We start from the raw sequence: 25,625 nt of genomic DNA, 5'->3' as shown, positions 1-25,625 counted from the left end.
CCACTCTTAGAGAGTCCTGAGACAAGTTTTCCAATATGATGCTTATGACGACCGTCTTTATCATTGGTCCAATAGACCACATACTTGTTTTCAGTAATAGAAGCCCATTCTGGTACTTCCATTACTGGGAAATTCTTTAAAATAGCCATCTCAGTTAACCTCAAAAATATTGATCCTCGTGGATCAGTATATTTTACATTATACTGAGAACTATTTCAACAATTATTTCAAGAAATTAGATCTAAAATCCTTTATTTATGCTGTAATTTGATATTTATATTAAGTCGGATGTAAAATATAGTAAGATACTGATCCAAAAGACTGAGAATTAGCGTTTACAATTTCGCCAAGTAAAACCTCATGAGCTTTTAGATGTAGAAGTTGATGAGGATAGCTTCTATGAATTTATCTTTAAGATAGCTGTTGTGTACGAGCGACTGATTAAAGAGTCAAAATACGCCTATGATGCACATTTGCTTCACCAATTGTGGAGTGAGTTACCTGCATCATTCAAGAGCTGCTCAGAATATAAGCACATTATCATTGATGATGCGAACCATGTACCGAGCTGCGTGATCAAAGCCCTTACCAAGAGCATTGCGCCAGGTGGTTCTCTGACACTATTTGTAGATAAATATAGACTCGGGTCTTATCCTCTGTATATTGAAAGCCTAGAGTTTTTATCACATGCTCATCATGAGATCCTGGTTAGTAATTACCGATCTCAACATCTAATACACTCTCTAGCTTCGACATTTGCCAAAGCTAATGGTCAAAAATTAGATGAAAGAGATTTGAATTTCAATCAATATAAGAAGGTAAAACCACTTCTTATTTGTGCAGATAGCAAAAGTGAGGAAGAAGCAAGGATTATAAATATTGTATCGAACTCTAAAGGCATTAGCTCTATCGCTTTTCTCGTGAGCAACAGTTCACAAGTAACACTCTTAAGCAAGATACTACCCAATGCTAAAAAGATTAAGGAATTAAGTAGCTGTGAGCTTAAGATGCCCAATGGCGTATATATTGGAGCAATGTTAGAGGCGAAGGGGCTTACCTTTGATGTAGTATATTTGCCTTTTATGAGTGAAGAGGCTTTTGACTCCCTTTTTAATGAAGAAGATGACTTAGAGGCGGCCAGAAGCATCTATACAGGCATTAATTGCGCATCTAAGTTTCTAGGTGTAATTTACTCAGGCAATCTGACCAAGCATCTAGAATGTGTGCTCGATAAGTTTGAAAGCTGATGGCCTTATTGAAAATGCAATTAGCTGCATGAAATCCTTTGGCTTAAGAGGGTCGAGGCTGAGAAGTAACGAGAGTCTTAACAATAAGATTCTTAACCTCGCACTGTAGTTCTTGAGAAGCTTGATAGCGAGGCCTACACTCAGCTATAACTTATGGGTCAGAAAGCACCTTAGGCGATAATCAGATTACGAATGAGAGAGCGTTCATGTACATATCATTGAGCAAAGAAGTTCTTAAGCGCATTCAAGCTGGGCTTAATCAGGACTCTATTGTCTATAGCTTAATTGATAAGCTCGATAACAAGCAGTCTGATGCCCTATTCTTACCTGCTCAGGGTATTAATCTTATAAGTGGCTGCAGTGGTTCTGGCAAGTCTGCCTTAAGTATCTTAAGAGCTGTCTACTTAAGCCGTAAAGATGCTAATGACAATGCTGGCAAGACCTTAGTGCTTTTGCGTAATGCGCAGTTTATGTCTATTGTGCAAAACTCTTTGACTGCTCACGCGCTTAAGAGCATTGAACTTAATAGCTTTAGGCTCATGGTGACAGATGATGTTAAAGCCTACTTAGCCCATAAGTTTGGTCTGTCGCTTGAAGAGATCAAGAAAAAAACATTACAGTGTACTGGCAAGACTCGTTCAGCGCTTATAAGCAGCGCTATCGATGAGGTAAAACAAGCCTATCCAAGCTTTGCACCCTTGGATATTTACGCCATTTGTGTTGAAGAAATCAGGATCATAACGGTAGAGAGTATTTTAGATTCAGATGAGTACCTAAAGCATATACAGCTACGATCTATAAAGCCGCATGAGCTTTTGGAGGCAGAGGTTGATGAACCTAGCTTCTATCAATTTATCTTTAAGATCTATGTAGCGTATGAGCGACTTATCAAAGAGTCTAAATACGCTTATGATCCGCACATCATGCATTATTTATGGAGTGAGCTAGACCCTCAATTTAAGAGCAGCTCAAAGTTTAAGCACATCATCGTCGATGATGCTAACCATGTACCGAGCTGTGTGATTAAGGCTATAGCTAATCATCTAGCTGAAGATGGCTCACTTACACTCTTTTGCGATAAGCTCGGCTTTAAATCCTATCCTATTTACCTGGAGACTAAAGAGTTTTTATCCCGTGCTCAAAGTGTGCAGCTGTGTACTAACTACCGCTCTCAAGTTCAAGTGCACAAACTCGCTCATTACCAAGCTAGCAATAGCCTGCCAACTTGTGTCGATGAGGAGTTTAACGGCACTAAGGCAGATGCAATTAAGCCTAAAGTGCTAAGAGTAGATAGCGAGAGTGCTGAAGATGAGCAGCTTGAAAAGCTTGCCACGCTCTATAAAGACTCTAAAAGCTTTGTTTTGCTTGTGAGCAAGTCAACTGAGGTAACACGCCTTAGCAAAATGGTGCCATATGCCCAAAAGCTAAAAGACGTAAGTGCATTTGAGCTTAGGATGCCTAAGGGCGTGTATATAGGCACTACCTTGGAAACTAAGGGCATTACTTTTGATGTTGTGTGTATGCCTTTTATGTCTGAAGAGAAGTTTGACACCATTTTCAGCCCTGAAGATCTCTTCATTGCTGCTAAAACTATCTATACAGGCATCAATTGCGCAGCAGATGAGTTCTATGCCCTTTACTCAGGTAAGATCAGCAAGTATCTCAGCCATCTGTTAGATCACTTTGAGGAAGGTTAGTCCATCAAAGAGTGGAGCATCGGTGCTTTTGCGCTTTGATGCTTCTATCTTGCTTATGCGCAGCTATAGTGTATTAGCACTAGCATCTAGTTAAGCTTAAGTAACAGCAAGGCCTTAAGAGGCCTGGTTAACTCAATATTAAGGTTTTGCTATGACTACTGACATTGCAACTTCTACTATCCATTACCGTGCCTTGGGTGCCATGTTAGGTGCTGCCTATGGTGATGCTTTAGGCTGGCCTAATGAGAGAAGTCGCAATAAGGCCAAAGCTCCTGAGGCAGGGGCATGGCATAAGCTTAGAGCATGGCAAAGAGATCAGTCGACGCGCTTTGCTATCTTGCGCTACGACATTGAAAAAGGCAGTTATAGCGACGATACGCAAATGATCTTGTGTCTATCGCGTGCTCTATTAAAGTCAGATCAGTGGTATAAGCACTACACAACCAAGGAGCTTCCTTTTTGGCAGGTGTATCAGCGTGGTGGTGGCGGTGCTACTAAAAGTGCAGTTAAGGCCTGGGCAAGTGGCATAGCCCCATGGCTCTCTGATGAAAAAGAGCGCTTTTTTAATGCAGGTGGTAATGGTGTAGCCATGCGTGTGCTGCCTCATGCCATTATGGGTTATAAGCTCGACTTTGGGCACACCGCGCATAATATCTTGCTCGATGGTATTGCCACCCATGGACACCCGCAGGCATTAGTGGGTGCTTTAGCCTATGGCTATGCTTTGTGGTATGCACTGCGCCAAGGGAGCTTAGCAAATAACTCCCTACTCTCTGCCCAAACTGGCAATGAAGCTACTCAGGGATGTAGTGAGGGTGTAGCTATAGACGGTAATGGTGTAGGCCCTTACCCATCTGCAGAACTATTTTATGAGGCAAACTTTGCTAAAGTCGTCTTAGATGCCATAGATGAGTGGTCAGCTTGTGCCTTAGATTATGATCTGCCTGAGAGCTTTATTGAGCTTGCACAAGATAGCTCATCTACAGGTGCTAACTACTCCTACCGTGCTTTATGGGATGAGGCAGTGGCTACTATGCAAAAGTATTTAGTCACGGCAGCAAGCTCCTGTGAGCATATTGCAGCAGCCTTAGCTAAGGTAAAGAGCGCTACAGGAGCAAATGTAGCCAGCCCTGCTTTCTATGAGCAAGTTGATAAGCTCAATGACAATAGCCTAAAAGAACTCAATTGCTTTGACAAAAATGTTAGTGGTGCTGGTACTGTAGCTGCAGCAGTGGCTATATACCAAGCAAGTGCCTATCTACATGATCCTGTACGTGGAATTGTACGACTTGCCTTTGCTAAGGGCTCCGATACCGATACTAATGCCTCAATGGCCGCAGCACTCTTAGGCTCAGTATATGGAGAAGGCTTTATCGATGGTGAGACTCTTGCTGAGGTACAAGATAAAGATTGCATACGTGACTATGCTCATGCCTTAGTTAATAGTGCTTATACTCAGCCATGTTTAGATGGTGCCACTATCAAGACTATGGCGCTTGGTGGTCAAAAGTTTAGTGAGCGCACTTGGTCAAATAATTTCTTTAAGCCAATCAAGGACAGCACAAAAGCTAAGAGCGCTGCAGCTAAGTCGAAAGCCAAAAGCAAAGCCGCTCAAGATACAGCTTTTGATGAGGGACTGTTTGCCAACAGCCTACTTAGTGATGCTGATATGCAAGCAAACCCATCAGAGGCCATGCACAGTGCAGACGAGATTGCCTCCACCATGCGTCAGGCATATTCTGGACATATCTCTACCCCTTGGTATGGCTTTGTAACTGACAAGGTGCTGCCTATTGGCCTTGGTTGCAAGACTTTTTATAAGCTCGAGCGCTCAGATGATACGGGCGACAAGTTATATATCTTTGCCAGAATTGAGGCTAGTGACGGCCAGACCTTCTATGTCAAAACCTCACAAACCATTAAGCAAGATAAAGACGATGACGCAACAGCAGCGCCGCCAGCCCCAAGCCATGCCCCTGATACCACTAAAGGTTCGTCAGCTCTCAAAGCGTCTAGAGCGGCTATGCAAGCGAGCACCTCAAGCTATACAGAGCCTGCAGATACCTCAAGCGCTCATGCACTTCAAAGTCCAAATGCAAACACAAACGCAAATGCAAACACCAGCATAAACGCTAATGCCAATGCGCCTGTCGTATCTTATGGCTCTCAAAGCCCAGATGACACTATCGGTTTTGATAGCTTAATTACAGGGACACATGCACAAGCATTCTCCCGCAATAGCAGCACCAGGGCAGCTGCTCCAACTCAAGAGACACTTGCTTCTACTGCTAACAACCTAGATGTAGATACTCTAGCAGCTAGCTCCCATGCGACAGATGCTACAAACAATGAAGCTATCTACAGAAATATGCCTAGCTCTAATCATTCGGCAGTAAGCACGGTTAGCACCGCTAGAGACAACCATAGCTCCGTGGTGCAATGCTATCAGGCAGGCTTTAAGGTATGTGCAGAGTCGTTTGAAAGGTCAATTGCGTTCTACAAAGACTGCTTGGGCCTTACCATTAAGAAGCAAACACGTAATACAGTTTCTTTTGAGCAAGGTATTACCTTAATTGTTTCAAACTATCTGCAAAGTAAATGTGGCTTACCTAATGCCTTTAGACTGCGCTCTCTTATCTTTTTGGATGTGTCAAATATTAGAATGGCCTATGAGCAGCTGAAGCGATCATCATTTACTATCATAAGTGCCATTGCTCCATGGCCTAAGAGCGACAAAGAGTTCTTTAGAGCGCAAGACCCAGATGGCAATATCGTAGAGGTATTTGGTACCGTCACCCAAGCTTAACTACCACAAAAGCCACGGCGAGCAGCCTAACCCTTGCACAGAGCATGTCTTAAGCATGCTAGGCAAGGCTGAGATAAACAGACTTTAGCATGCTTCAAGCAGGACGTGTGATACATAAGGACAGGCTGACACCATAAGGACAATTTGTACAGCAAGCAAGACATGGTAGTAGCGAATCCTGCGTTTCAAAGTGATGGCCAATGGTTGGATGACAAACGACAGCATTGACTGCATGTGCGGGCGCTGTAGATAGCGCCCCATGAGGAACGGTAAAGAGCTATGCGCGGTGAGTAAATTTCACCTTAGCAAGTTACAGCCGATGGATAGATAGCTGTAGAGCTGTATGAGGGGCTGTTTTACAAAGTCACATAGCCGGAGGGGTTAGGCAGTAGCTAAGAACAACCTAAGGCTACTGCGCATTTTGAGGGGCGATTACTTATTCTCTCCGGCTGGAACGGCTGGACTAGCAGATACGGTATTTGCATCGGCCATGACATTAGCGGTGTCTAAGGTCTCGACTGCGGCGTTATCAAGGTGCTCAGCTTGCGCCTCACGCTTCTTGCGGCCTTCGATAAGCATCTTACGGGTGATGTAGTTAAACACCATCACGATGAAGGTGGCGACGAGCTTGCCTATAATATAGCTAATGGCCAAGACCTCTACAGTAAACCACATAATGCCGTTATTAATAAACAGGCCTATGGTTGAGAGCACAAAGAACATGATGAGGCGAGTAAGCGACTTTTGCTTCTTGCTTGGGGTGAAGACCCACATCATGCTCAATACATAGTTAACCCATACTGAGACGATAAATGAGATGGTAGCTGAGACTAAGTAATCTAAATGTACTAGCTCAGTTAAGATAAGCAGCAGTCCAAAGTCGATAACAAAGGCAATGCCTCCAGTAACGGCAAAGCGCATAATCTGCTTAAATAAGGGACTGCGGATAAACTCTAAGGCCATAAGATGCTCCTCGATTTAGGAGTGGCAAAATAATCTACTGAGCACAGACTGTCAAGCAAGTTTGACAAAAGCGATGCCTAATGCCCTATCTTTACTCAAAAATAATGCATAACCAAAGTAAAAATATTTAGGCAACACAAGCACAGTAGCTCAAAGCACACAATGCGACGCTATGTAGCCTATGATAATCGAGAGAGCTTAGTTGAAAATGAGCAGAACAGCATACAGGCCAAATCTCATGCAAGTCACAAGGTAAAACCTATTCTCTAGGCACGCCTTAGAAAGAGCCGGTTGAACGCTTGCTGCACATATAAATAAGGCCGCAAATGAGAGTAAGCGGCCTTAAAAGATATGAGAGATTATTTGGTTTTAGCGACTAACGACCGCCTAAGAGGCTTAATGCGACAGTTGGGCGCTGATTAGCCTGACTTAAGATGGTCTGAGAAGCCTGCTGAATAATCTGATTCTGAGTTAAAGCTGCAGTCTCAGATGCAAAGTCGGTATCGCGAATACGGCTGCGTGCATCAGATTCATTCTCAGCAATAGAGCTCTGATTGCGGATGGTGCTTTCCATACGATTCTGGATTGCGCCTAGCTCAGCACGGTTAGAATCCACGTATTCAATGAACTTGTCGATGTTGGCTAAAGTGATTTGCGCCATGGAAGCAGTAGACACTGAGAAGCGTGCATCGGACATTACTTTCTGATTGTTGAACTTCGTGATGATGCCTGCTTTGGAGTAACTATCGTTAATATCAGCGCCACCAGCATCTTTCCACTTATTAGCACTCATCGCAGAAAGTGCATTGGATATCTTAAAGCCACGGGTATCCATAGTGATTTCGTCCATGGAATTCGCGCCCACCTGGAAGAAATACTGGCCTTTTTTAGCATTGTTAGCACCACCAGCAATGGCAACCTCACGAGTTAAGGTGTTATCGCCTGCGCCATCTAATACCAGAGCTCCTGCAAAGGTGGTCTTCTTGGCGATACGGGTGATCTCGTGGCTTAAGGAAGTGACTTCTTCTTGAAGAGCCTGACGATCTTTTGCAGTGTTGGTACCGTTGGCAGCCTGAACTGCGAGGGTACGAATACGCTGCAGCATATTGGTCTGCTCGTCTAAGGCACCTTCGATGGTCTGAGCTAAGGCAATACCGTCGTTAGCGTTACGATTTCCCTGATTTAAGCCATTTATCTGGGATGTTAAGCGATCAGAGATCTGGAGGCCTGCAGCGTCGTCTTTGGAGCTGTTGATACGAAGACCTGAAGACAAACGCTGATATGAGGTGTTGAGTGCTAAAGTAGAGTTAGCGAGCTTACGCTGAGCGTTGATAGAGCTCACGTTAGTGTTAACGTATAAAGCCATGATTCTCTCCAATATCGTCTATGCAGGACAGAGAAGCTCAAAGGCCCTACTCCACCTTGCTTTTGCAATCAATGTATTCGTAAAGGGCATCATTGCCACTTACGAATAAACTGTCTGCCACCTCTTACCAAATAAGGCCGGAAATGAGAGCACGCGGCCTTAAGTGATATGAGAGATTATTTGTTTTTAGCGACTAACGACCGCCTAGGAGGCTTAATGCGACAGTTGGACGCTGGTTAGCCTGGCTCAGAATAGACTGAGAGGCCTGCTGGATGATCTGGTTCTGAGTTAAAGCCGCAGTCTCAGATGCAAAGTCAGTATCGCGGATACGTGAGCGTGCATCAGATTCATTCTCAGCAATTGAGCTCTGATTACGGATGGTGCTTTCCATACGATTCTGGATTGCGCCTAGCTCAGCACGGTTAGAATCCACGTATTCAATGAACTTGTCGATATTGGCTAAAGTGATCTGAGCCATTGAAGCAGTTGACACTGAGAAGCGTGCATTGGAATAAACAGTTTGATTTCCAAACTTGGTGATAATGCCTGCTTTTGAGAACTCAGTACCGACGGTTCCATTTGCACCAACAGGCCACTTAGAGGCACTCATGGCTGAAAGTGCATTTGAGATCTTGAATCCACGAGTATCCATGGTGATTTCGTCCATGGAATTCGCGCCCACCTGGAAGAAATATTGTCCTTTTTTAGCCTTGTTAGCAGCACCAGCAATGTTCTTTTCTCGAGTTAAGGTGTTGTCGCCTGCGCCATCTAATACCAGAGCTCCTGCAAAGGTGGTCTTCTTGGCGATACGGGTGATCTCATGGCTTAAAGAGGTAACTTCCTCTTGGAGAGCCTGACGATCTTTTGCAGTGTTGGTACCGTTTGCAGCTTGAACTGCTAGGGTACGGATACGCTGCAGCATGTTGGTGTTTTCGTCTATGGCACCTTCGATGGTCTGAGCTAAGGCAATACCGTCGTTAGCGTTACGATTTCCCTGATTTAAGCCATTTATCTGGGATGTTAAGCGATCAGAGATCTGCAGGCCTGCAGCGTCGTCCTTAGAGCTATTGATACGAAGACCTGAGGATAAACGCTGATATGAGGTGTTGAGTGCTAAGGTAGAGTTAGCGAGCTTACGCTGAGCGTTGATGGAGCTCACGTTAGTGTTAACGTATAAAGCCATGATTCTCTCCAATATCGTCTATGCAGGACAGAGAAGCTTAGACGCCGTGCTCCACCTTGCTTTTGCAATCAATGTATTCGTAAAGGGCATAGCTGCCACTTACGAATAAACTGTCTACAAACTCTCACCAAATAAGGCCGCAAAGGAGAGTACGCGGCCTTAAGTGATACGAGTCTTTAAAATCTATGTTTACGTATTAACGACCTAAGAGGCTAAGTGCCACAGTTGGACGCTGATTAGCCTGGCTCAGAATGGTCTGAGAGGCCTGCTGAATAATCTGGTTCTGAGTTAAAGCTGCAGTCTCAGATGCAAAGTCGGTATCACGAATACGGCTGCGTGCATCAGATTCATTCTCAGCAATAGAGCTCTGATTACGGATGGTGCTTTCCATACGATTCTGGATTGCGCCTAGGGCCGCACGCTTGGAATCTACTGCCTCAATCATCTTGTCGATGTTGGCTAAAGTCTTCTGAGCGCCAGATGCTGTGTCGACCAAGAAGTATGCTAATGAAGGTGTGGCAGCCTTGGTGTAAAACAGACCAGTACCATTTTGACCTACTGCATCTTGCTTATTGTCTTTAATATCAAGTTGTGCCATTTTTGCGATGCCATTGATATGAAAACCGTCAAGTACTCGAAGCTTAATCATATCTTGGGCGTTAGCACCTACTTGGAAGTAATAATCACCATCACCGTTCTTTAAGGTATCAAGCTTAACGTTACCGCCAGTACCACCTGCGCCAGTAGTTGCATCCTTACTCATCAATACATTTGCACCAGCAAATGTTGTCTTATAGGCAATTCGGCTAATTTCATGAGATAAAGACTTCACTTCTTCTTGAAGTGCCTGACGATCCTTTTGGGTATTGGTACCGTTAGCAGCCTGTACTGCGAGGGTACGGATACGCTGCAGCATGTTGGTGGTTTCGTCTAAGGCACCTTCGATGGTCTGAGCTAAGGCAATACCGTCGTTAGCGTTACGATTTCCCTGATTTAAGCCATTTATCTGGGATGTTAAGCGATCAGAGATCTGCAGACCGGCAGCATCGTCCTTAGAGCTGTTAATACGAAGACCTGAGGACAGTCTCTGATAAGAGGTATTGAGTGCTAAGGTAGAGTTAGCAAGCTTACGCTGAGCGTTGATAGAGCTAACATTCGTATTAACATATAAAGCCATGGTATCTCTCTCATAAGGCAGGCCATGATCATTTTGTAAAAGATCATGGCAATATCATTCCTAATCGGCTTTGAGCAAGAGCTGTGCCTATTTCGTAAAGCAGTTTGGCTAAATGTGTATAAAGAGCTTGTTTAAGCCAGTGTTTCATAAACAGTCTTGCCATCACTTACGTACTTTATACGTGGCAATCCTTTGCCACACGGCAACGGTGCGTCCATGATCTTGCTATTTGGCTATACCATGATGTCTATTCTTACTGAGAGTGAGCATTGATTGTGCGCTTGCAGTACTGCCTAAAATGAGTGGCCAAGTGGGTGATTTCATTTGCTACTTCAAGCTTTTTGCTTGTTAAAGAATTACGCAGGATTGTTATGGCTTCTGAGCGGCAGTTACACGCTTAACTACGTCCTGTTGTGCTTAGCAAACTGATAAACGATACTTTTGAACCTCGATTGGTGATCTCGGACTGACCAACAGCAAAAAAATGTGAGATTTAAGAGTAGAACGCGAGTCTTTTTCGCGCTTGCTAATATAGTGCTAACTTTCATGCCGTAAAATATTTATAGGTAATTGTTATACCCCACTGCAAACTTGCCATATAACTAGGAGGAAGTGATGCACAATAGGATGCCTAGTTTAATGCTGTTACCAGCTGCTCTTTTGGCCGCTCTAGCTATGCCTTCTCAGGCAAACTCTGAGCTAGACTTCTCTCATCAGTACCGTTATGAGGGCACTGGCGATGTGGAGCATCCAAATAGCACGCCTTCTCCTAATCAAGTTGAGTCAAATAACTCAGTGAGCGGTGATATCTACTCAGATAAGCGCACCATTACTGTTGGCAACCTGAACAACAACTCAGGCAATGCCTACTCTAGTGTTGATCGTCAAGAGCAAGTTCGACGCTACTCAAATGAGCAATTAAAAAACAATGCTGAGCAGCATCGTATTCCTGCATACGAGGACTTAAACCGCGCTAGCCGTAGTATTCACGGGGAGAGTTATGGCCCTAACCACTATCAGTGGTCTACAAGCACTAATGACTCCGGCGCATCGGACAGCTACTACAATCAATATCAGACCAAACCAGCGCCGCCACCGAGTGAATATGGTCAAAATGCTCGCCCTTCCCATGGTCCAAATGGTGGGCACTTTAGACCAGGTTACAGACCAAACTTTGATGAGAATGCCCCTGATTACATGCCTTATCCGCCTACTCCGGATGCATACTACCCACATAGACCGTCTCATCGACCACCAGTAAGCCGTCCTAATCCTGTAATGGGTACTGCTTTGCGTGCTTGTATCTCACACGAGAGATCTGATGGCTCATTTAGCCGTGACCATCCTGAGCACGTTATGATTACTGATGGCCATGGCATTATGGCCCGCTTTAACTTCATGCCTGAAGGTAATTTGGATAATCTCTTCTTGCTATTAAACGATCATGGCAGAACACGCATTCTCCCAATGAAAAATCGTCGTTCTCTTAGCAAGGCTCCAATTATCTTAGAAGACATTACTGGCGATCACCGCTACCGTATCAGCAGCTCATGGCGTCGCTGCGGCGGTTAATCATACCTCTTCCTTTCAGTGCGCTAAAGCAACTGCCCAGCACTACCCTGCTTTAGCGCATATCATATCCTTTATCCTCTAGCCCTCTTGCATACAGTGCTCAGCTTCTATCCAGTTGTCTTGCTGCTAGCGTTTGGCGATTATCTTTATCTTGCAATACAATCCAGAGCTAAATGCTTTTTACCTTGCTTGTAATGATGTAGAAAGATCTTGCTAGCAAATCCATCGTACATAGTCTGTCGCATCTGCACAAAGAGCTTTGTATTGCTACACCTCGACCACTATATAACTTGATATCATCCTAAGGTCTTCTAAGCTTGTACATGGTTGTACTTGGTTTTGAAGTACTTAATGGATTGCCGCTAGTACTGAGGCTTTAATGATAAGAGGCAGATGATTGGTGGAGTACAATTAAAAACGCCGAGTCAAAGCTCGGCGTAAGTTAGGTATGGACTCAAGTTAATTAACGGATATTGAGGATTGAGTCCATAACAGTATTTTGTGTCTGCAGCGACTGAGCATTTGCCTGATAGTTACGCTGTGCAGTGATAAGCTCTACAAGCTCATTGGTAAGGTCTACGTTGGAGAGCTCGAGGTTTGAACCCTTAATAGAGCCACATGAGCCTGAGTTAGCTTCCTTAGCAATAGCCTCACCGGATGCATTAGACTGCTTCCACTGAGTATCACCAATCTTAGTCAGACCTTGGGTATTGGCAAAATCAGCCATAGCTACCTTGGCAATATTCTTTACCTGACCATTGGAGTACTCACACTGAATAATGCCGTTTTCATCAACTGACATGCCGATCAGAATACCTGTAGCATAGCCATCGTTAGTAGGAGCCTGACTTACAGAGAAGTTTGATGAGCCGTACTGGCTTGCAGCAAACTGAATATTCAGCATCTGAGTTGGCTCAATACCCTGACCTAAAGCAGTATGTAAGCTACCGTCATTGCCAGCCTGACCATCTTTCTTAAAGGTTTGGTCTTGTACATTTGTATTAAAGTTTGCAGCAAGAACACCTGTAGCATCTGGAGAGTTAGCTGGCGCATTTGGGTTACCAAAGAGCGCATGGCGTAAGCTGCCTGGAACCTTCTGGTTTGCAGCTGCAGCATCAGCAGGGTTTACAAGCTCAATTTTGCCTGGGTACTGCTCTAAGACCTCACCGTTTGGACCAAACTTAACTTGGAAACCAAAGAGGTTTGAGCCAGCAATTGTAGACTTGCTGTTATCAGGAACAGTCATACATACAGGATTATCCTTGTAAGAAGCATCTGCTCCTAGACCCTTACCTTTAACATCCACTGGGTGTCCGTCTACGTATGGGATTACAGTCCAGTTAGTGTTGTTAGAATCCTTAGCATCAGGGCCTGTCTTGATCATGTAGTAAGTCAGAGTATGAGCACGACCTAAGGAGTCGTGAATAGTCTGAGAGGTAGATGCCTGATAAGTGCTTGCATCTTTTGGATCAAAATTAGTGTAGTACTGAATAAATTTGGCTTGATCAGGTTTATCGTTAGGACCGCCTCTTTCACCACGCATAACGCCGCCCTGCGGAAAATCTTGGAAGCCTTGTTGGAATGCATTGCCAGACCATGGATCATTTGGTTTTGGCATTGCAGACTCCACAGGGTCTTTATCGGCTGGAAGGTTAACACCGATAGAGATGTTGGTGGACATCTGAGGTGCACCAGTGTCGGCTGGTAGACGAATATTATGGGTGTTGCTAAGGTCTAAGGAGGTGGTAGTACCATCTGGGTTTACGTCCCAACCTTGCAGGAAATCACCCATAGCGGTGACTACGAAGCCTTCCTTGTTGATCTGGAAAGCGCCGTTACGAGTAAAGGTCTGTGCATCAGAGCCTGGGCCCTCAAGTACAAAGAAGCCATTACCCTGAATTGCCATATCCAGTGGGTTACCAGTATCACCAGAGAGTGCACCTTGTACAAACTGCTGTGACACTACGGTGTTTTGTACACCCATACCAGCATTGGTCTTGGAGTTTGTGAAGACGCTATTGGCATATACGTCAGCAAACTCTGCACGCGACTTCTTAAAGCCGTATGAATTGGTATTAGAGATATTATTTGAAGTCACATCAATGTGCTTTTGAGAGTTCTTAATACCGCTAACTGATGTTCCGAACATAGCGTTGCTCCACTACAAAAACTTATTTAGGCTACTCACTTTGGAAAAAGTGTAGCCAAAGTGCAAAGTTTAATGAGCAAAGGTAATGCCATATACACAAAAAGTGTGTCAAATGCCTTAAATACGCCTTTTTCGCTATGTTTTATAACTAAAATCACCGCGATCTTAAAATCCATAAAATCGTAACTCTACCTATCGCGGCAATGAGATCGCCTATTCAATAGCAGATCTTGCCGCTATGCTTTACAACTATCCATGAAAGCTTAGACCTGCTCCTTACCAACGCCGTAACCTCCATACTGTCACGATTATGCATCGTGACCTCTTAGCATTCACAACCTGACTATTAGCGACCTAGCCAACTGGATGAGTACCTATCGAACCACAAGGATTGGTCATGCAATGCGTTCACGTCAAGGCAGGATCATGGAGTAATGGAACCGCTAAAAACCAAAGCCACATTCAGTACAAGCTCTGTATCAGAGTCTGTACACCGCAGCTGCCATTGTGTGTCTTTGTCTTGTATGTTGTATGCGCCTTAGCATGTCATTTATCAAATGTGCCCTTTAGCCTCATAGACCATAGAGTCTGAGTATGGTTAGTAATTGACCAGCCTTGTGAATTACTAACACTAGGCCATAACATCATAAAAGCTATGAGTTTCATGATCCTGATACTAGTCAGCGCTATACTGCTCGGTAGATTATGTTTACTGTACATAAGACGCAAATAGCGGCCTACTCAACTGTTATTGCTCTAAGGCAAGTTACATGAAGCAATTGATTCTATCGTTACAATAATAGTGATATGTTTTATAAAGATACGTAAAATGATGTGAACTGCTAGGCAAACTACTTCTGCAACTGCATGCCGCATTGATAAGCGACGGCTCTTGTTTTATGCCTGTGACATTTAGACGAGGAAGGATAGCGTCTGGCTCTTAGTTATTCGGCTAGAGAGGTGTATGTAACAGCTATTTAGCTCTAACAAGGCAGTTAAGCTTGAGAAGAATAACCTATAAACTAAAGATCACGAGAGGATGCATTTAGTAAGTGATTGCGCGTCCTTTAAGCTTCAGTAAGCCTAGGAGGCTAGCTAAAAGAGGCGCTGCCATGGTTGATGGCATGGAGCGCCTTGATGATCTTTTATAGCTAGATGGATGGTTGAGACTTATCCTTAGCCATGATTCATCAGCCTTTGAGATCTTATAGCCTATTAGACTAAGAACTGCTGATAAGCAGCGTTATCAGTTACCTCGATGTATGGGTAATTGATGGTGCTGATGAATTGCTCTAAGTCGTCATTACCATGGGTAACATTAAAGCCACACAGTACGGAGCAGTACTCTAAACCAGAGATACGGAAGTGGAATAGAGAAATACTTAAAGAGCCGGCAAGCTTAGTTAAGAAGTCATTGAGAGCACCCTTAGTCTCAGGGAACTCAAAGAGGAATAAACGCTCTTTTTCACCTGCTTTTAAGTGACCACCGATCATGTAACGCACGTGATCTTTTGCCAGTGTGTCTTCAGTTAGGTCTGTAACCTTGTAGCCTGCTTGCTCAAGTTCACCAGTGATGTAACTGAGCTCTTTTTTACCTTCAGTAAGCTCGATAGAGGCAAAAATACGTGCCAGATCGCTACGGTGAACACGGTAGCTAAACTCGGTCACATGACGGTTGCCGATAGTCTCACAGAACTTTAAGAATGAGCCCTTAACTTCAGGAATCTCAACTGAGAAGATACCCTCGGTCATTTCACCAACGTCACAGCGCTCAGCGACCATACGTAAGGTGTTGAACTTAACGTTAGCGCCTGACATGATGGCAATATGATTGCCTTCTTTGATGTTGTGCTGACGTAAGTACTTCTTACAGCCAGCTAAGGATAAAGCACCTGATGGCTCGGCAATAGCACGAGTGTCATCGAAGATGTCTTTCATAGCAGCACAGATTTCGTCATTAGAACAAGTGATGATGTCATCAAGATACTCGTTGCACAGACGGAAAGTCTCTTCACCGGCACGGCTTACAGCTACACCATCAGCAAAGTGGGAAACAAAGCCAATGTTACATGGGCTGCCATTATCTACTGCAGCTTTCATACAGGCAGAGCCTTCAGCCTCAACACCAATAACTTTTACGTGAGGGATGAGGTTCTTGATATATACGGCGATACCTGCCGCTAAACCGCCGCCGCCGATCTGAACAAAGATGCTGCTGATATCATTACACTGACCCATGAGTTCATGAGCAACTGTACCTTGACCGGCAATAACATCTGGATCGTCATAAGGAGGGATCATAGTAAGACCCTTTTCCTTTGAGAGCTTTTGAGCATAGTCATAGGCTTCGTTAAAGCTCTCGCCATACAGCACTACCTCAGCGCCAAAGCGACGCACTGCATCCACCTTTAAGTCTGGGGTTGTGTTAGGCATTACGATGACTGCCTTGCAGCCTAAGTTCTTGGCTGATAATGCACAACCTTGTGCATGGTTACCTGCAGATGCGGCTACAATACCGCAGCTTAATTGCTCCTTAGAGAGCTGACGAATCTTGTTATAGGCACCACGAATCTTAAAAGAGTGAACAGTCTGATAGTCCTCTCTCTTGAGTAAAATCTTGCCACCACCAATCTTGTCGGATAATTTCTCAAGCTTGTGTAGTGGGGTTAAACGAGCAACAGGATAAATGCGTGCAAGCAAGATCTTACGAAGATAGTCCTGCCCGCTTAATGCATTCTCTTGACTCATGGTGCGCTCCTAAAAATCTGTCTTACGCAAACTCTAAATACATACCAACTCAAACCAAGTAAAGAGGCCAAGCAAAGATCAATTCATAGCACTCTTATGCACGCATAATGTGGCAATGCAAAGATATACAAGCAAAATGAAGTGACGCCCTACTTACTGCCTTTACCAAGTTAAAAGAGTTTGCGTCGATGCGGCGGTCGTTATTAGAGTTGTAACCGCGACATCTAGAAAACAATGCCACTCAAAGAGTGGCCTCAAATAATGAGTTCGATAGTAGCACGCAAACTAAGCCTAAACTGCGATGCCCCGCAAGTGCCTATCTTGACTAATGTTTGGGCAAAAATGGTGCGCAACTTTGGTGCATACTCCCCTACCCTCTACTGCATTTCAACTTATAGACAAATCTGCAATCCACGCTCGCTACGCTACGCCACAACAGCATAACTACCTCAGTGACACAAAGCATAAGCATTCAAATGCTGAGTCCTGATAAAACGACCAGTAAAACCAATGCAGATTAGTAAATGCATTGAGATTTGAGCATTGAGTGTAGGCCTATTTAGAGCCGAGTTCACAAGGGCCAATCAACACAGATCTCGTATCCCATAAAGCGAAAAAGCGACCATAGCTGATGATCTATCCCCATCATCAGCCATGATCGCTTTAGCTAGACTACGCTATAAACATCAAGTCTCAAGCGCAGTCTATAGATTTTGTATTAGCTAAGAGCTCATTAGAACATGTAACGAGCCTGAGCGTTTACACCAAAGCTGTCGGTGTTTGAAGAGCCAGTGTAGTTGATACCGAAGGAGGTACCGAATGCACCGTTCTGAGCACCTAAGCCAAAGGTTACGCCATACTGAACTTCATCAAGCACCTCAGTGTTCATGTTGATGCCATGAGCAATACCTGAGAAGGTAGTGGTTGACTTAGCCTCGGTGTCGCCAGCGTTAAAGGTAACGGTTAAATCAGCGCTAGGAGCTAAAGTCCAGCCGCCAGTTACAAAGCCCTTAGATAAGGTTACGCCTAATGGTACAGAGAATACGTTCTGTACGTCAAAGTCAGTAGTTGCAATTGCACCATCAGCACCAACTAAGTCGTAGCTGTCAGTGTTGAGGCGGATGAAACGAGCACCTAAGTGTGGAGTTACATCAATAGTTGGGGTTGCAACAGTGTACTGACTAGTGATACCCATGGTTACTGCAGTGGTATCAGCCTTGCCGCGTAAGCCTAAGCCCTCAACATCGTGAGAGATTACGGTCATGGAAGCGTCGCCAACTAAAGCTAAGTTACCAAAGCCCATTGCTGAGTAGATACCGAAGCCGTAGTAGTCAAACTCGTCCTTTAAGCCATTACCCTGGCCCTTGCCCTCAGAATCACCAGAACCGATGTTGAATACTGCACCGAAACGCATGTTGCCGTTTACAGTATCAGCACCAAAGGCTACGCCGCCTAAGTCAACATCAGAGCCGTAGGAAGCACCTTCAGCATTGAAGCCGTCAGAGTCCATAGACTTGTACATTGGGGTTAACCAAACACCGCCATTAGCCTGAGAGCCAGTAGCAGAGATTGAAGCAGCCTCAACGCCTACAGCGCCAACACGACCAAACATAGCGTCAGCCATGGTGGTTACAGAGGCAACAGCAGCCTGCTGAGCACCTGCATAGGTTGCAGCGTGAGCAGCGGTATCAAGTACCTTGAAACCACCATCAACGTTCATGGTAGTGATAACAAAGTCGTAACCAACCTGGTTCTTGTCAAGAGCGTACTTACCATCAGCAAGACCTAAGAAGAAGTCACCAACAGGACGTGCAACCCCTTCATATGCCATAGTCTTAGCATTGTCAGACAGACCAAGCTGACCTAATGTGCCATTTGCACCTGAACTCAATGTGCCTACAACTAAGCCGCCAAGTGCCTCAACTTTGATATCTTTGGTAATTGATAAGGAACCAGCACCAGCTCCGTTAGTTACAGTATCAAAGAGCTTGATATTAGTGGACTTAGCGTTAAAGTCACCAACCAATGAAATCACTGCGCTTTCATCAGCAGTTACAGTTGCTGTATATGCAGAACCAGCTGCATTTGTAACGCCTGAACCAAAGGTAATTGCTGCCTTATTACCGGCAACTGCATTTTCGGTGATGATAAGAGCAGCGTTCGTACCAAGCTGTAAGGAGTTCTTAGGAATATTGCCGTTTACAGTTGTATCAGTAATATCGTACTTCACGATAATGCCATTATCGTGCTTAACTGAAAGTGGCTTGTTGAGAACTAAAGCATTAGCACGACCAGTTGCGCCAGGAACTCTAGGATCATCAAACTTGCCATTTACAAGGTACTTAGCCATTACTGAATTGAACTCGGCTTCATCAAAGCCATAGCCGAAAGCAGCGTTTTGACCAACATAAAGACCGCCTGCTAATACGCCCACGTCTTCTTTGTTCTCACCAGCCTTAATCTCTTGAACAGCAAGAACTGATGCATTCTCAGTGTAAGCAGGATCAACGAAGATCTTGCCTGCCTTGAACATAAGGGTCTCAGCAAATACGGCGGCAGTTGAGCTAGGCTCATTGTCAACCTTATCCTTACCGATGGTTAAGGAGCTAGTTGCCTTGCCAAGCTCAAGAGTTGCAACGTCAACTTTTGCACCACCAGCAATGGTTGAAGCGCTTTCAAGGCTTAACTTGCCAGCATCAACGTCACCCATGATGGTTGCAGTTTCCTTAACAACTACATCACCGGAAGCAAAGACATAGCCACCCTTGCCAACGTTTAAGTTAGTTGTAAATACGGAGCCAGACTTAACGTTTAGCTGAGCACCATCCTTGATGTTTACTGTGCCAAGAGTAGTATTTGCATCTTTACCAAATGAGCCGGCAACAACTTCAACATTAGCACCGTTAGCAATGGTTACAGAGCCTGAGCCATTATTTGCGGCAGTAACAGAACCAATCTTACCGCCAGTACCACCAAGAACGAGGGTGTTGTTTGCTTCAAAGTTTACTTTACCAACACCGCCAACATTGTCAGTTACGTACTGACCATTTGCATTGTTAGCATTGGCATTGGATAAGGTTAAAGCACCGTCAACCTTTAGAGCTACGGTATCACCGTCCTGAACCACTGCATTACCAATGAAGTAGTTGTCGTTTACGCCAGTAGAGTCTACCTTACCCTGAACGTTCTCGTAGCCGTTGGTTACGCCTGCAAATACACCACCAGTACCACCTAAGCCCATCTGTGGCCGGGTCTCAGGTGTATTAGACAGCTTGATATCAAAGATACCCTTGAAGCCAGTGTCAATACGGAACTGTTTAAACTGTTCAAAAGTCATATAGATAGCTTTTCCGCTATCGTCGAGTAAGCTAATCTGTGCGTCGGTAGTGCCATCAACAGCAGACTTTGCGTAGTTGCCTGAATCTAAAGTGAAGTCACTCTTTACAACCTTACCCGCACTAAGGATTAACTTACCTGCATTGGTAATTGAGGCACCGTTTGCATTAAGCTTTAAGGTCTCAACATCCTTAGCGTTCACGGTACCGCCATTAATTACGAGCTTACCGGATGCATTAGTAGTAGTTAAGCCTTTAGTTACAGTAAGTTTTGCGCCCTTTTCAACTTTAGCTTCACCCTTAGTAACGGTCAGGGTCTTAACGCCCCATGCACCACTAGCTACATTAAGGCTACCTGAAGAAGGAGTTGCTTCACCTAAAGTGATGCTTTCGAGGTCTAATGCTTTACCTGTACCGTTAAGAGTCAGCTTTGCGCCATTCTGAAGAGTAAGGCCCTTGTTGTCCTTGATCTTGATATCTTTTGCGATCTCAAGGTTTACACCTTTGACAACAACAGCTGCTGAATCTTTACCTAAAGATAACTCATTAAAGGCTAAGGTTACGCCAGCATTTGCTGCAGCACCAGAAACCTCATTAGCACCCTCAAACTTTGCCTTATCTGCTGTAACTTTGAGGGAGCCTTGGTTTTCAACACCAAGCTTGCCGCTCATGACACCAGCAGAAGTGAAAACACCTGCTCCACCATCGCCTAAAGCAATGCCAGTATCTCCAGAATCTGTAAGGTTGATTACACCACTAGTACCCTGTGCGGATTGAACAGTACCAGTTAAGAACTTCTTGAAAGCAGCTGCAGTAATGTGCACAGTACCGCCACTAACAACTTTCAGGGTAGAGGCAGCATCTGCTGTAATGTTTGCAGCTGCACTGTTAAAGGTTGCAGTACCTTCTACAACAAGGTCACCACTGTTGGAAACAGTTGCACCTTCTGCAAAGGTGGATGTACCTTTCAGGGTAATGGTCTTATCGTCTGTGTTGTTATTGATAGTGCTACCACTATCTGCAGCTAAGCCATTTTCAAAAGTCACTGACTCGCTGTTTGCAACGGTGCTTTGATCTTTTGCAGTTAACAGGCCAGAAACAGAAAGAGTTCCAGCGTTAGTTAAAGTACCTGCTAAATCAATAGTTTGGCCAGAAATCTTTGCTGATCCGCCTGCAGCAACTGAAACCTCACCACCTTTGATATCTAACTTGCCAGTAGTTGATATAACGCCAATGTTGTCTGCATCACTTGCAGTACCTAAAGTAATAGAACCGTTTTCAACAGTGATAGCACCACCACCTAAGGTTGCGCCACCGGATACAGTTACAGCTGCGCCTTCCTTTATGGTTAATGATGTGGTTCCAGAAAGAGAAGTAAGCTTATCAAGTGTTACTGCAGAAGAATCAGTTCCTGGAGTTTCACCACCACCAATTGTAATTGTCTCGGCAGTTACAGTTGTACCTTGACCTGGCTGAGCATCAGATTTAGCTGTAAGTGCAAGAGAACCACTCTTGGTTATGGTGATGTCTTTAAGCTGAACATTAGTTGCATTTGCAGCTTTACCATCGCCAATAGTTAACTTTGCTTCATCCTTAGATGCACCTGCAATTTTAAGAGATGAGGCACTCAGATTAACGTCAGCTGAGCCTGCAGTTCCTTTAATTGTATTAGCAGCAGCACCTGCGGAGATTGTGATTGTGTGCGCCAAGCTTTTGTCAGTTGCACCACCAGTAAGTTCCAGTTTTTTGGACTCACCGGCTTGTGCTGAAGCGCCGGTAACTTTAATCTCTGTCGCAGCAGCTAACTTACCTAATTCAGTATTATTGAAGCTTTCAGTAGCAGCAGCCTGAGCCTGGCCAGAAGCTAAAGCGGCGGCGGCCATTGCGGCTACCATGGCGATATTGGCGTTCTTGAAGATAGCGCGGTATTGGGCCATTAAGAACTTAATGGCATTGTTGGTTTGCTTCATTTGTAAAGCTTGTGTGATTTATGAAATGATGTTTGTTTAACTGAAGCTCACTTAAAAAGGCAGGTGTAATGATGCATTTGCGGCTCTAGGATAGCCTTGATATGTTTGAGCTGGATTAGGAGTTCTAATACCTAAAGAGTATAGGCAGTCCCTATCCCATCATCAACAGACACGTGCCTCTACCTAATGAACTTTCTTTAGCATGTGATGTATATTGTATCTCGAGCATGCTTAATACAGTCCATGCTTTATTAGTACAAGCATGTACATTGAGAAACAACTAAATAAAGCTTTAAAGGGCAAAGCAAGTTAATGATTTGATATTAAAAGATGCAGATAAGGAGGGATCTAATAAGCTTATTAAGCTTGTATCGACAGTAAGATACTGAAACCATGTGAGTGTTTCGACTGCCTTGATTAATACATGAAAAATCAGTTTTTTGCTTGCCCCCCCCCCATGTATACTAACTATACATATGGTGATAAATCAAAGAAGATGCAGGATAATTAGCACCCAATTAAGGCCTGAAGCTTGAATGGTAGTTACCTTATGACATGGCACTCCAGATATTCGAACAGTTATATTTGGGTAATCTTTTTGAGCTGATGCATTGCAATTAACCGCAGATTTATCGTGTTCTACGTGTATTTGCTGCATAAACAACCTTACCAATCAGGTAAAGCGTACGACCCAATGTTTGGTCGTAGCATACAAGTTCATTAAAGCAGCTCTTCACTGCATTGTTAATCATTTTCTATAACGACAAGCCCTGTTTAACATAGAACTCGATGCTCGCTTTTAATTCATTCATAGGCACATAGCCTTATCCAGATTCAAAACGCGCCAAATCATCCCCATTTAATGACAAAAGCAACCACGACCTCTGCACTATCCCTTGCATCGGCCATGATCGCTTTATAAAGCGTGCCCGGAGTTAAAAACCTTTGGCACGATCTTTAGATTAAGTAACTTGCTACATCTAAATTAGAACATGTAGCGGCACTGTGCGTTAATGCCGAAGCTGTCAGTGTTGGAAGAGCCAGTGTAGTTGATACCAAATGAGGTACCGAATGCACCGTTCTGAGCACCTAAGCCAACAGTTAAGCCATACTGAACTTCATCAAGCACCTCAGTGTTCATAGCAACAGCCATTGGCTTAGTGCAGTTGAACTGGGTATGTGACTTAGCCTCAGTGTCGCCAGTGTTGAAGGCAACAGTTAAGTCTGCGCTAGGAGCTAAAGTCCAGCCGCTGGTGCTAAATGCCTTAGATAAGGTTACACCCAGTGGGATGGAGAATACGTTCTGCACATCAAAGTCTGTAGTAGCGATTGCACCATCAGCGGACATTAAGTCATAGCTGTCGGTGTTGAGGCGGATGAAACGTGCACCTAAGTGTGGAGTTACATCAACTGCAGCAGTAGATATGGTGTACTGACCAGTTAAGCCCATAGTAACAGCCTTGGTGTCAGCCTTGCCAGAGAGATCTAAGCCCTCAACCTCGTGAGAGATTACGGTCATGGAGGCATCGCCAACTAAAGCGAAGTTACCAAAGCCCATTGCTGAGTAAATACCAAAGCCGTAGTAGTCAAACTCGTCCTTGAGGCCATTACCCTGACCCTTGCCTTCTGCATCACCAGAACCGATGTTGAATACAGCACCAAAACGCATGTTGCCGTTTACAGTATCGGTACCAAATGCTACACCAGCAAGATCAACATCTGAGCCATAAGATACGCCCTCTGCATTGAAGCCGTCAGAGTCAACAGACTTGTACATTGGGGTTAACCATACACCGCCGTTAGCCTGTGAGCCAGTAGCAGAAATGGTTGCAGCCTCTACACCAACTGCGCCAACACGACCAAACATTGCGTCAGCCATGGTGGTTACTGCAGCAACAGCAGCCTGCTGGGCACCTGCGTAAGTTGCAGCATGAGCAGCAGCATCGATTGCACCGTATTGCTTAGCAGTAAGAGTATTAACTACAAAGTCATAACCTAAGCCTGAAGCACCAGAGAACTCGCCATTTGCATAGTCAACAAACATCTGACCAACAGGAGCGGATACTAAGCTACGAATCTGCTTCTCTACTTCAGCATCAAGCTGGAGAGTTACAGGAGTTGTTGATAGAACAGCACCGTTGGTATAAGTATAAGTCAGAAGACCACCAGCAGCCTCAACAACTAAATCACCACTTGCAGTTACGGAACCGCCAGTACCACCAGCTGCAAAGATCTTGAGGCCAGTATCTTTAGCAGTAATATCACCAACTAAGCTTATCTTGGCACCTTCAGCAGCCTTAACTGTAGCAGCTACAGTAGTTCCAGTACTTCCAGCAGGAGCAGCAAATGTAATAGCAGCTTGTGACTTATCAGCGCCAAATGCATTATCAGTGATGATTAAGCCAGCACCAGACTCTAATTCTAATGTATCAGCAGCAGGCTTCTTGTTTTGTACATCAGCGGCCTTAAGACCAGCGTTTACAACGATACCATTGCCATTAGCGATGGTGACAGCCTTGTTAAGGACTAAGGCGTTCTTGAGGCCATTCTCATTGAACTTGCCATCAACTAAGTAAGATGCCATGACATCCTTAAACTCTGCCTCGGTAAAACCGATACCCAGAGCGGAGTTCATGCCTACGTAAGCACCACCATTTAAGGTACCTGCATCATGCTCTTTTTTAGTTGTGTCAAGGCTTTCAGCAACTACTAAAGCAGCAGGCTCGGAGTACTCAGGATCAACGACCAGAATAGAATCCTTTGCAAGATCTAAAGTACCAACAAATACGTTAGCAGATGAAGTGTCTTTGCCATCCTTACCCACTGTTAAGGTGTTGTTTGCAGCTAATGTAAGCTTATCAGCATCAATAGTTGCGCCGCCAGCAATAGCATGCTGAACTTTAGCATCTGCAGTACCAGTGCCTGATAAGGTCAGGTTAGTTGCATCAACGTCACCCATGATGGTTGCAGTTTTCTTAACAACTACATCACCGGAAGCAAAGACATAGCCACCCTTGCCAACTTTTAAGTCATTTGTAAATACGGAGCCAGACTTAACGTTAAGCTGAGCACCATCCTTGATGTTTACTGTGCCTAAAGCATTAGTAGAATCACCAAATGAGTCTTTTACAACTTCAACATTGGCACCGTCAGCAATGGTTACAGAGCCTGAGCGATCTGTTTTAGCAGTAACGGAGCCAATCTTACCGCCAGCACCGCCGAGTACGAGGGTGTTGTCTGCCTCAAACTTAACGTTACCAACAGCCTTATCTGCACCATCAACGGTTACATATTGGCCATTAGCGCCGTTAGCATTGGCATTTGATAAGGTTAAAGCACCGCCATTCTGTAATGCAACTGTGTCGCTACCAGAAACAATAGTATTACCGACAAAGTAGTTGTCGGTTACGCC

General features: G+C 44.5%; 12 protein-coding genes. 4 read left to right on the top strand and 8 right to left on the bottom strand.

The genetic code is table 11. From position 1 onward, the window contains the following. The first annotated feature begins 425 nt into the window (after positions 1 to 425). From H524_RS0108735 to H524_RS0108725, 3 genes are all read left to right on the top strand, one after another. The gene (locus H524_RS0108735) at positions 426 to 1,247 is read left to right on the top strand and encodes a helicase domain-containing protein (RefSeq protein WP_027939945.1); all 822 of its coding nucleotides are present in this window, start codon (positions 426 to 428) and stop codon (positions 1,245 to 1,247) included. Positions 1,248 to 1,453: 206 nt separating this feature from the next. Then, a complete protein-coding gene (locus H524_RS0108730) occupies positions 1,454 to 2,944 on the top strand; it encodes a helicase domain-containing protein (protein ID WP_027939944.1) in 1,491 nt (496 codons plus the stop codon). 151 nt (positions 2,945 to 3,095) lie between these two features. Continuing rightward, positions 3,096 to 5,750 (top strand): ADP-ribosylglycohydrolase family protein, encoded by a 2,655-nt coding sequence (locus H524_RS0108725; RefSeq protein WP_027939943.1) that lies wholly within the window; start codon positions 3,096 to 3,098, stop codon positions 5,748 to 5,750. Between the two features lie 432 nt (positions 5,751 to 6,182). On the opposite strand, the gene H524_RS15070 is transcribed toward H524_RS0108725, so the two are convergent. The 4 genes from H524_RS15070 to H524_RS0108695 form a co-directional block, all read right to left on the bottom strand. After that, positions 6,183 to 6,713, bottom strand: a complete 531-nt coding sequence (locus H524_RS15070) for a GtrA family protein (protein ID WP_084281726.1) — start codon at positions 6,711 to 6,713, stop codon at positions 6,183 to 6,185. Positions 6,714 to 7,089: 376 nt separating this feature from the next. Further along, positions 7,090 to 8,079 carry a flagellin N-terminal helical domain-containing protein gene (locus H524_RS0108715; RefSeq protein ID WP_027939942.1) on the bottom strand — a complete coding sequence of 330 codons (990 nt, stop codon included), beginning with the start codon at positions 8,077 to 8,079 and terminating at the stop codon, positions 7,090 to 7,092. 193 nt (positions 8,080 to 8,272) lie between these two features. Continuing rightward, positions 8,273 to 9,262, bottom strand: a complete 990-nt coding sequence (locus H524_RS0108705) for a flagellin N-terminal helical domain-containing protein (protein WP_027939941.1) — start codon at positions 9,260 to 9,262, stop codon at positions 8,273 to 8,275. 196 nt (positions 9,263 to 9,458) lie between these two features. Continuing rightward, complete coding sequence (locus H524_RS0108695; protein WP_027939940.1) at positions 9,459 to 10,439, bottom strand: flagellin N-terminal helical domain-containing protein; 981 nt, start codon at positions 10,437 to 10,439, stop codon at positions 9,459 to 9,461. Positions 10,440 to 11,078: 639 nt separating this feature from the next. On the opposite strand from H524_RS0108695, the gene H524_RS0108690 reads away from it, so the two are divergent. Further along, on the top strand, positions 11,079 to 12,011 hold the full coding sequence (locus H524_RS0108690; RefSeq protein WP_027939939.1) for a hypothetical protein: 933 nt from the start codon (positions 11,079 to 11,081) through the stop codon (positions 12,009 to 12,011). A 463-nt stretch (positions 12,012 to 12,474) separates the two neighbouring features. On the opposite strand, the gene H524_RS0108685 is transcribed toward H524_RS0108690, so the two are convergent. The 4 genes from H524_RS0108685 to H524_RS17445 form a co-directional block, all read right to left on the bottom strand. After that, entirely contained in the window at positions 12,475 to 14,160 is a 1,686-nt protein-coding gene (locus H524_RS0108685) for a flagellar hook protein FlgE (protein WP_027939938.1), read from the bottom strand. A gap of 1,215 nt (positions 14,161 to 15,375) precedes the next feature. After that, entirely contained in the window at positions 15,376 to 16,908 is a 1,533-nt protein-coding gene (ilvA, locus tag H524_RS0108670; protein ID WP_027939937.1) for a threonine ammonia-lyase, biosynthetic, read from the bottom strand. A gap of 733 nt (positions 16,909 to 17,641) precedes the next feature. After that, entirely contained in the window at positions 17,642 to 22,213 is a 4,572-nt protein-coding gene (locus tag H524_RS0108665; protein WP_027939936.1) for a beta strand repeat-containing protein, read from the bottom strand. 985 nt (positions 22,214 to 23,198) lie between these two features. Next, a partial coding sequence (locus H524_RS17445) for an autotransporter outer membrane beta-barrel domain-containing protein (protein ID WP_027939935.1) occupies positions 23,199 to 25,625 on the bottom strand: 2,427 nt, incomplete at its 5' end.

This window comes from Anaerobiospirillum succiniciproducens DSM 6400, from assembly GCF_000482845.1.
Taxonomy (GTDB): domain Bacteria; phylum Pseudomonadota; class Gammaproteobacteria; order Enterobacterales; family Succinivibrionaceae; genus Anaerobiospirillum; species Anaerobiospirillum succiniciproducens.
Note: the sequence above shows the minus strand (reverse complement) of the source record. Positions and strands in the feature narration are given on the sequence as shown.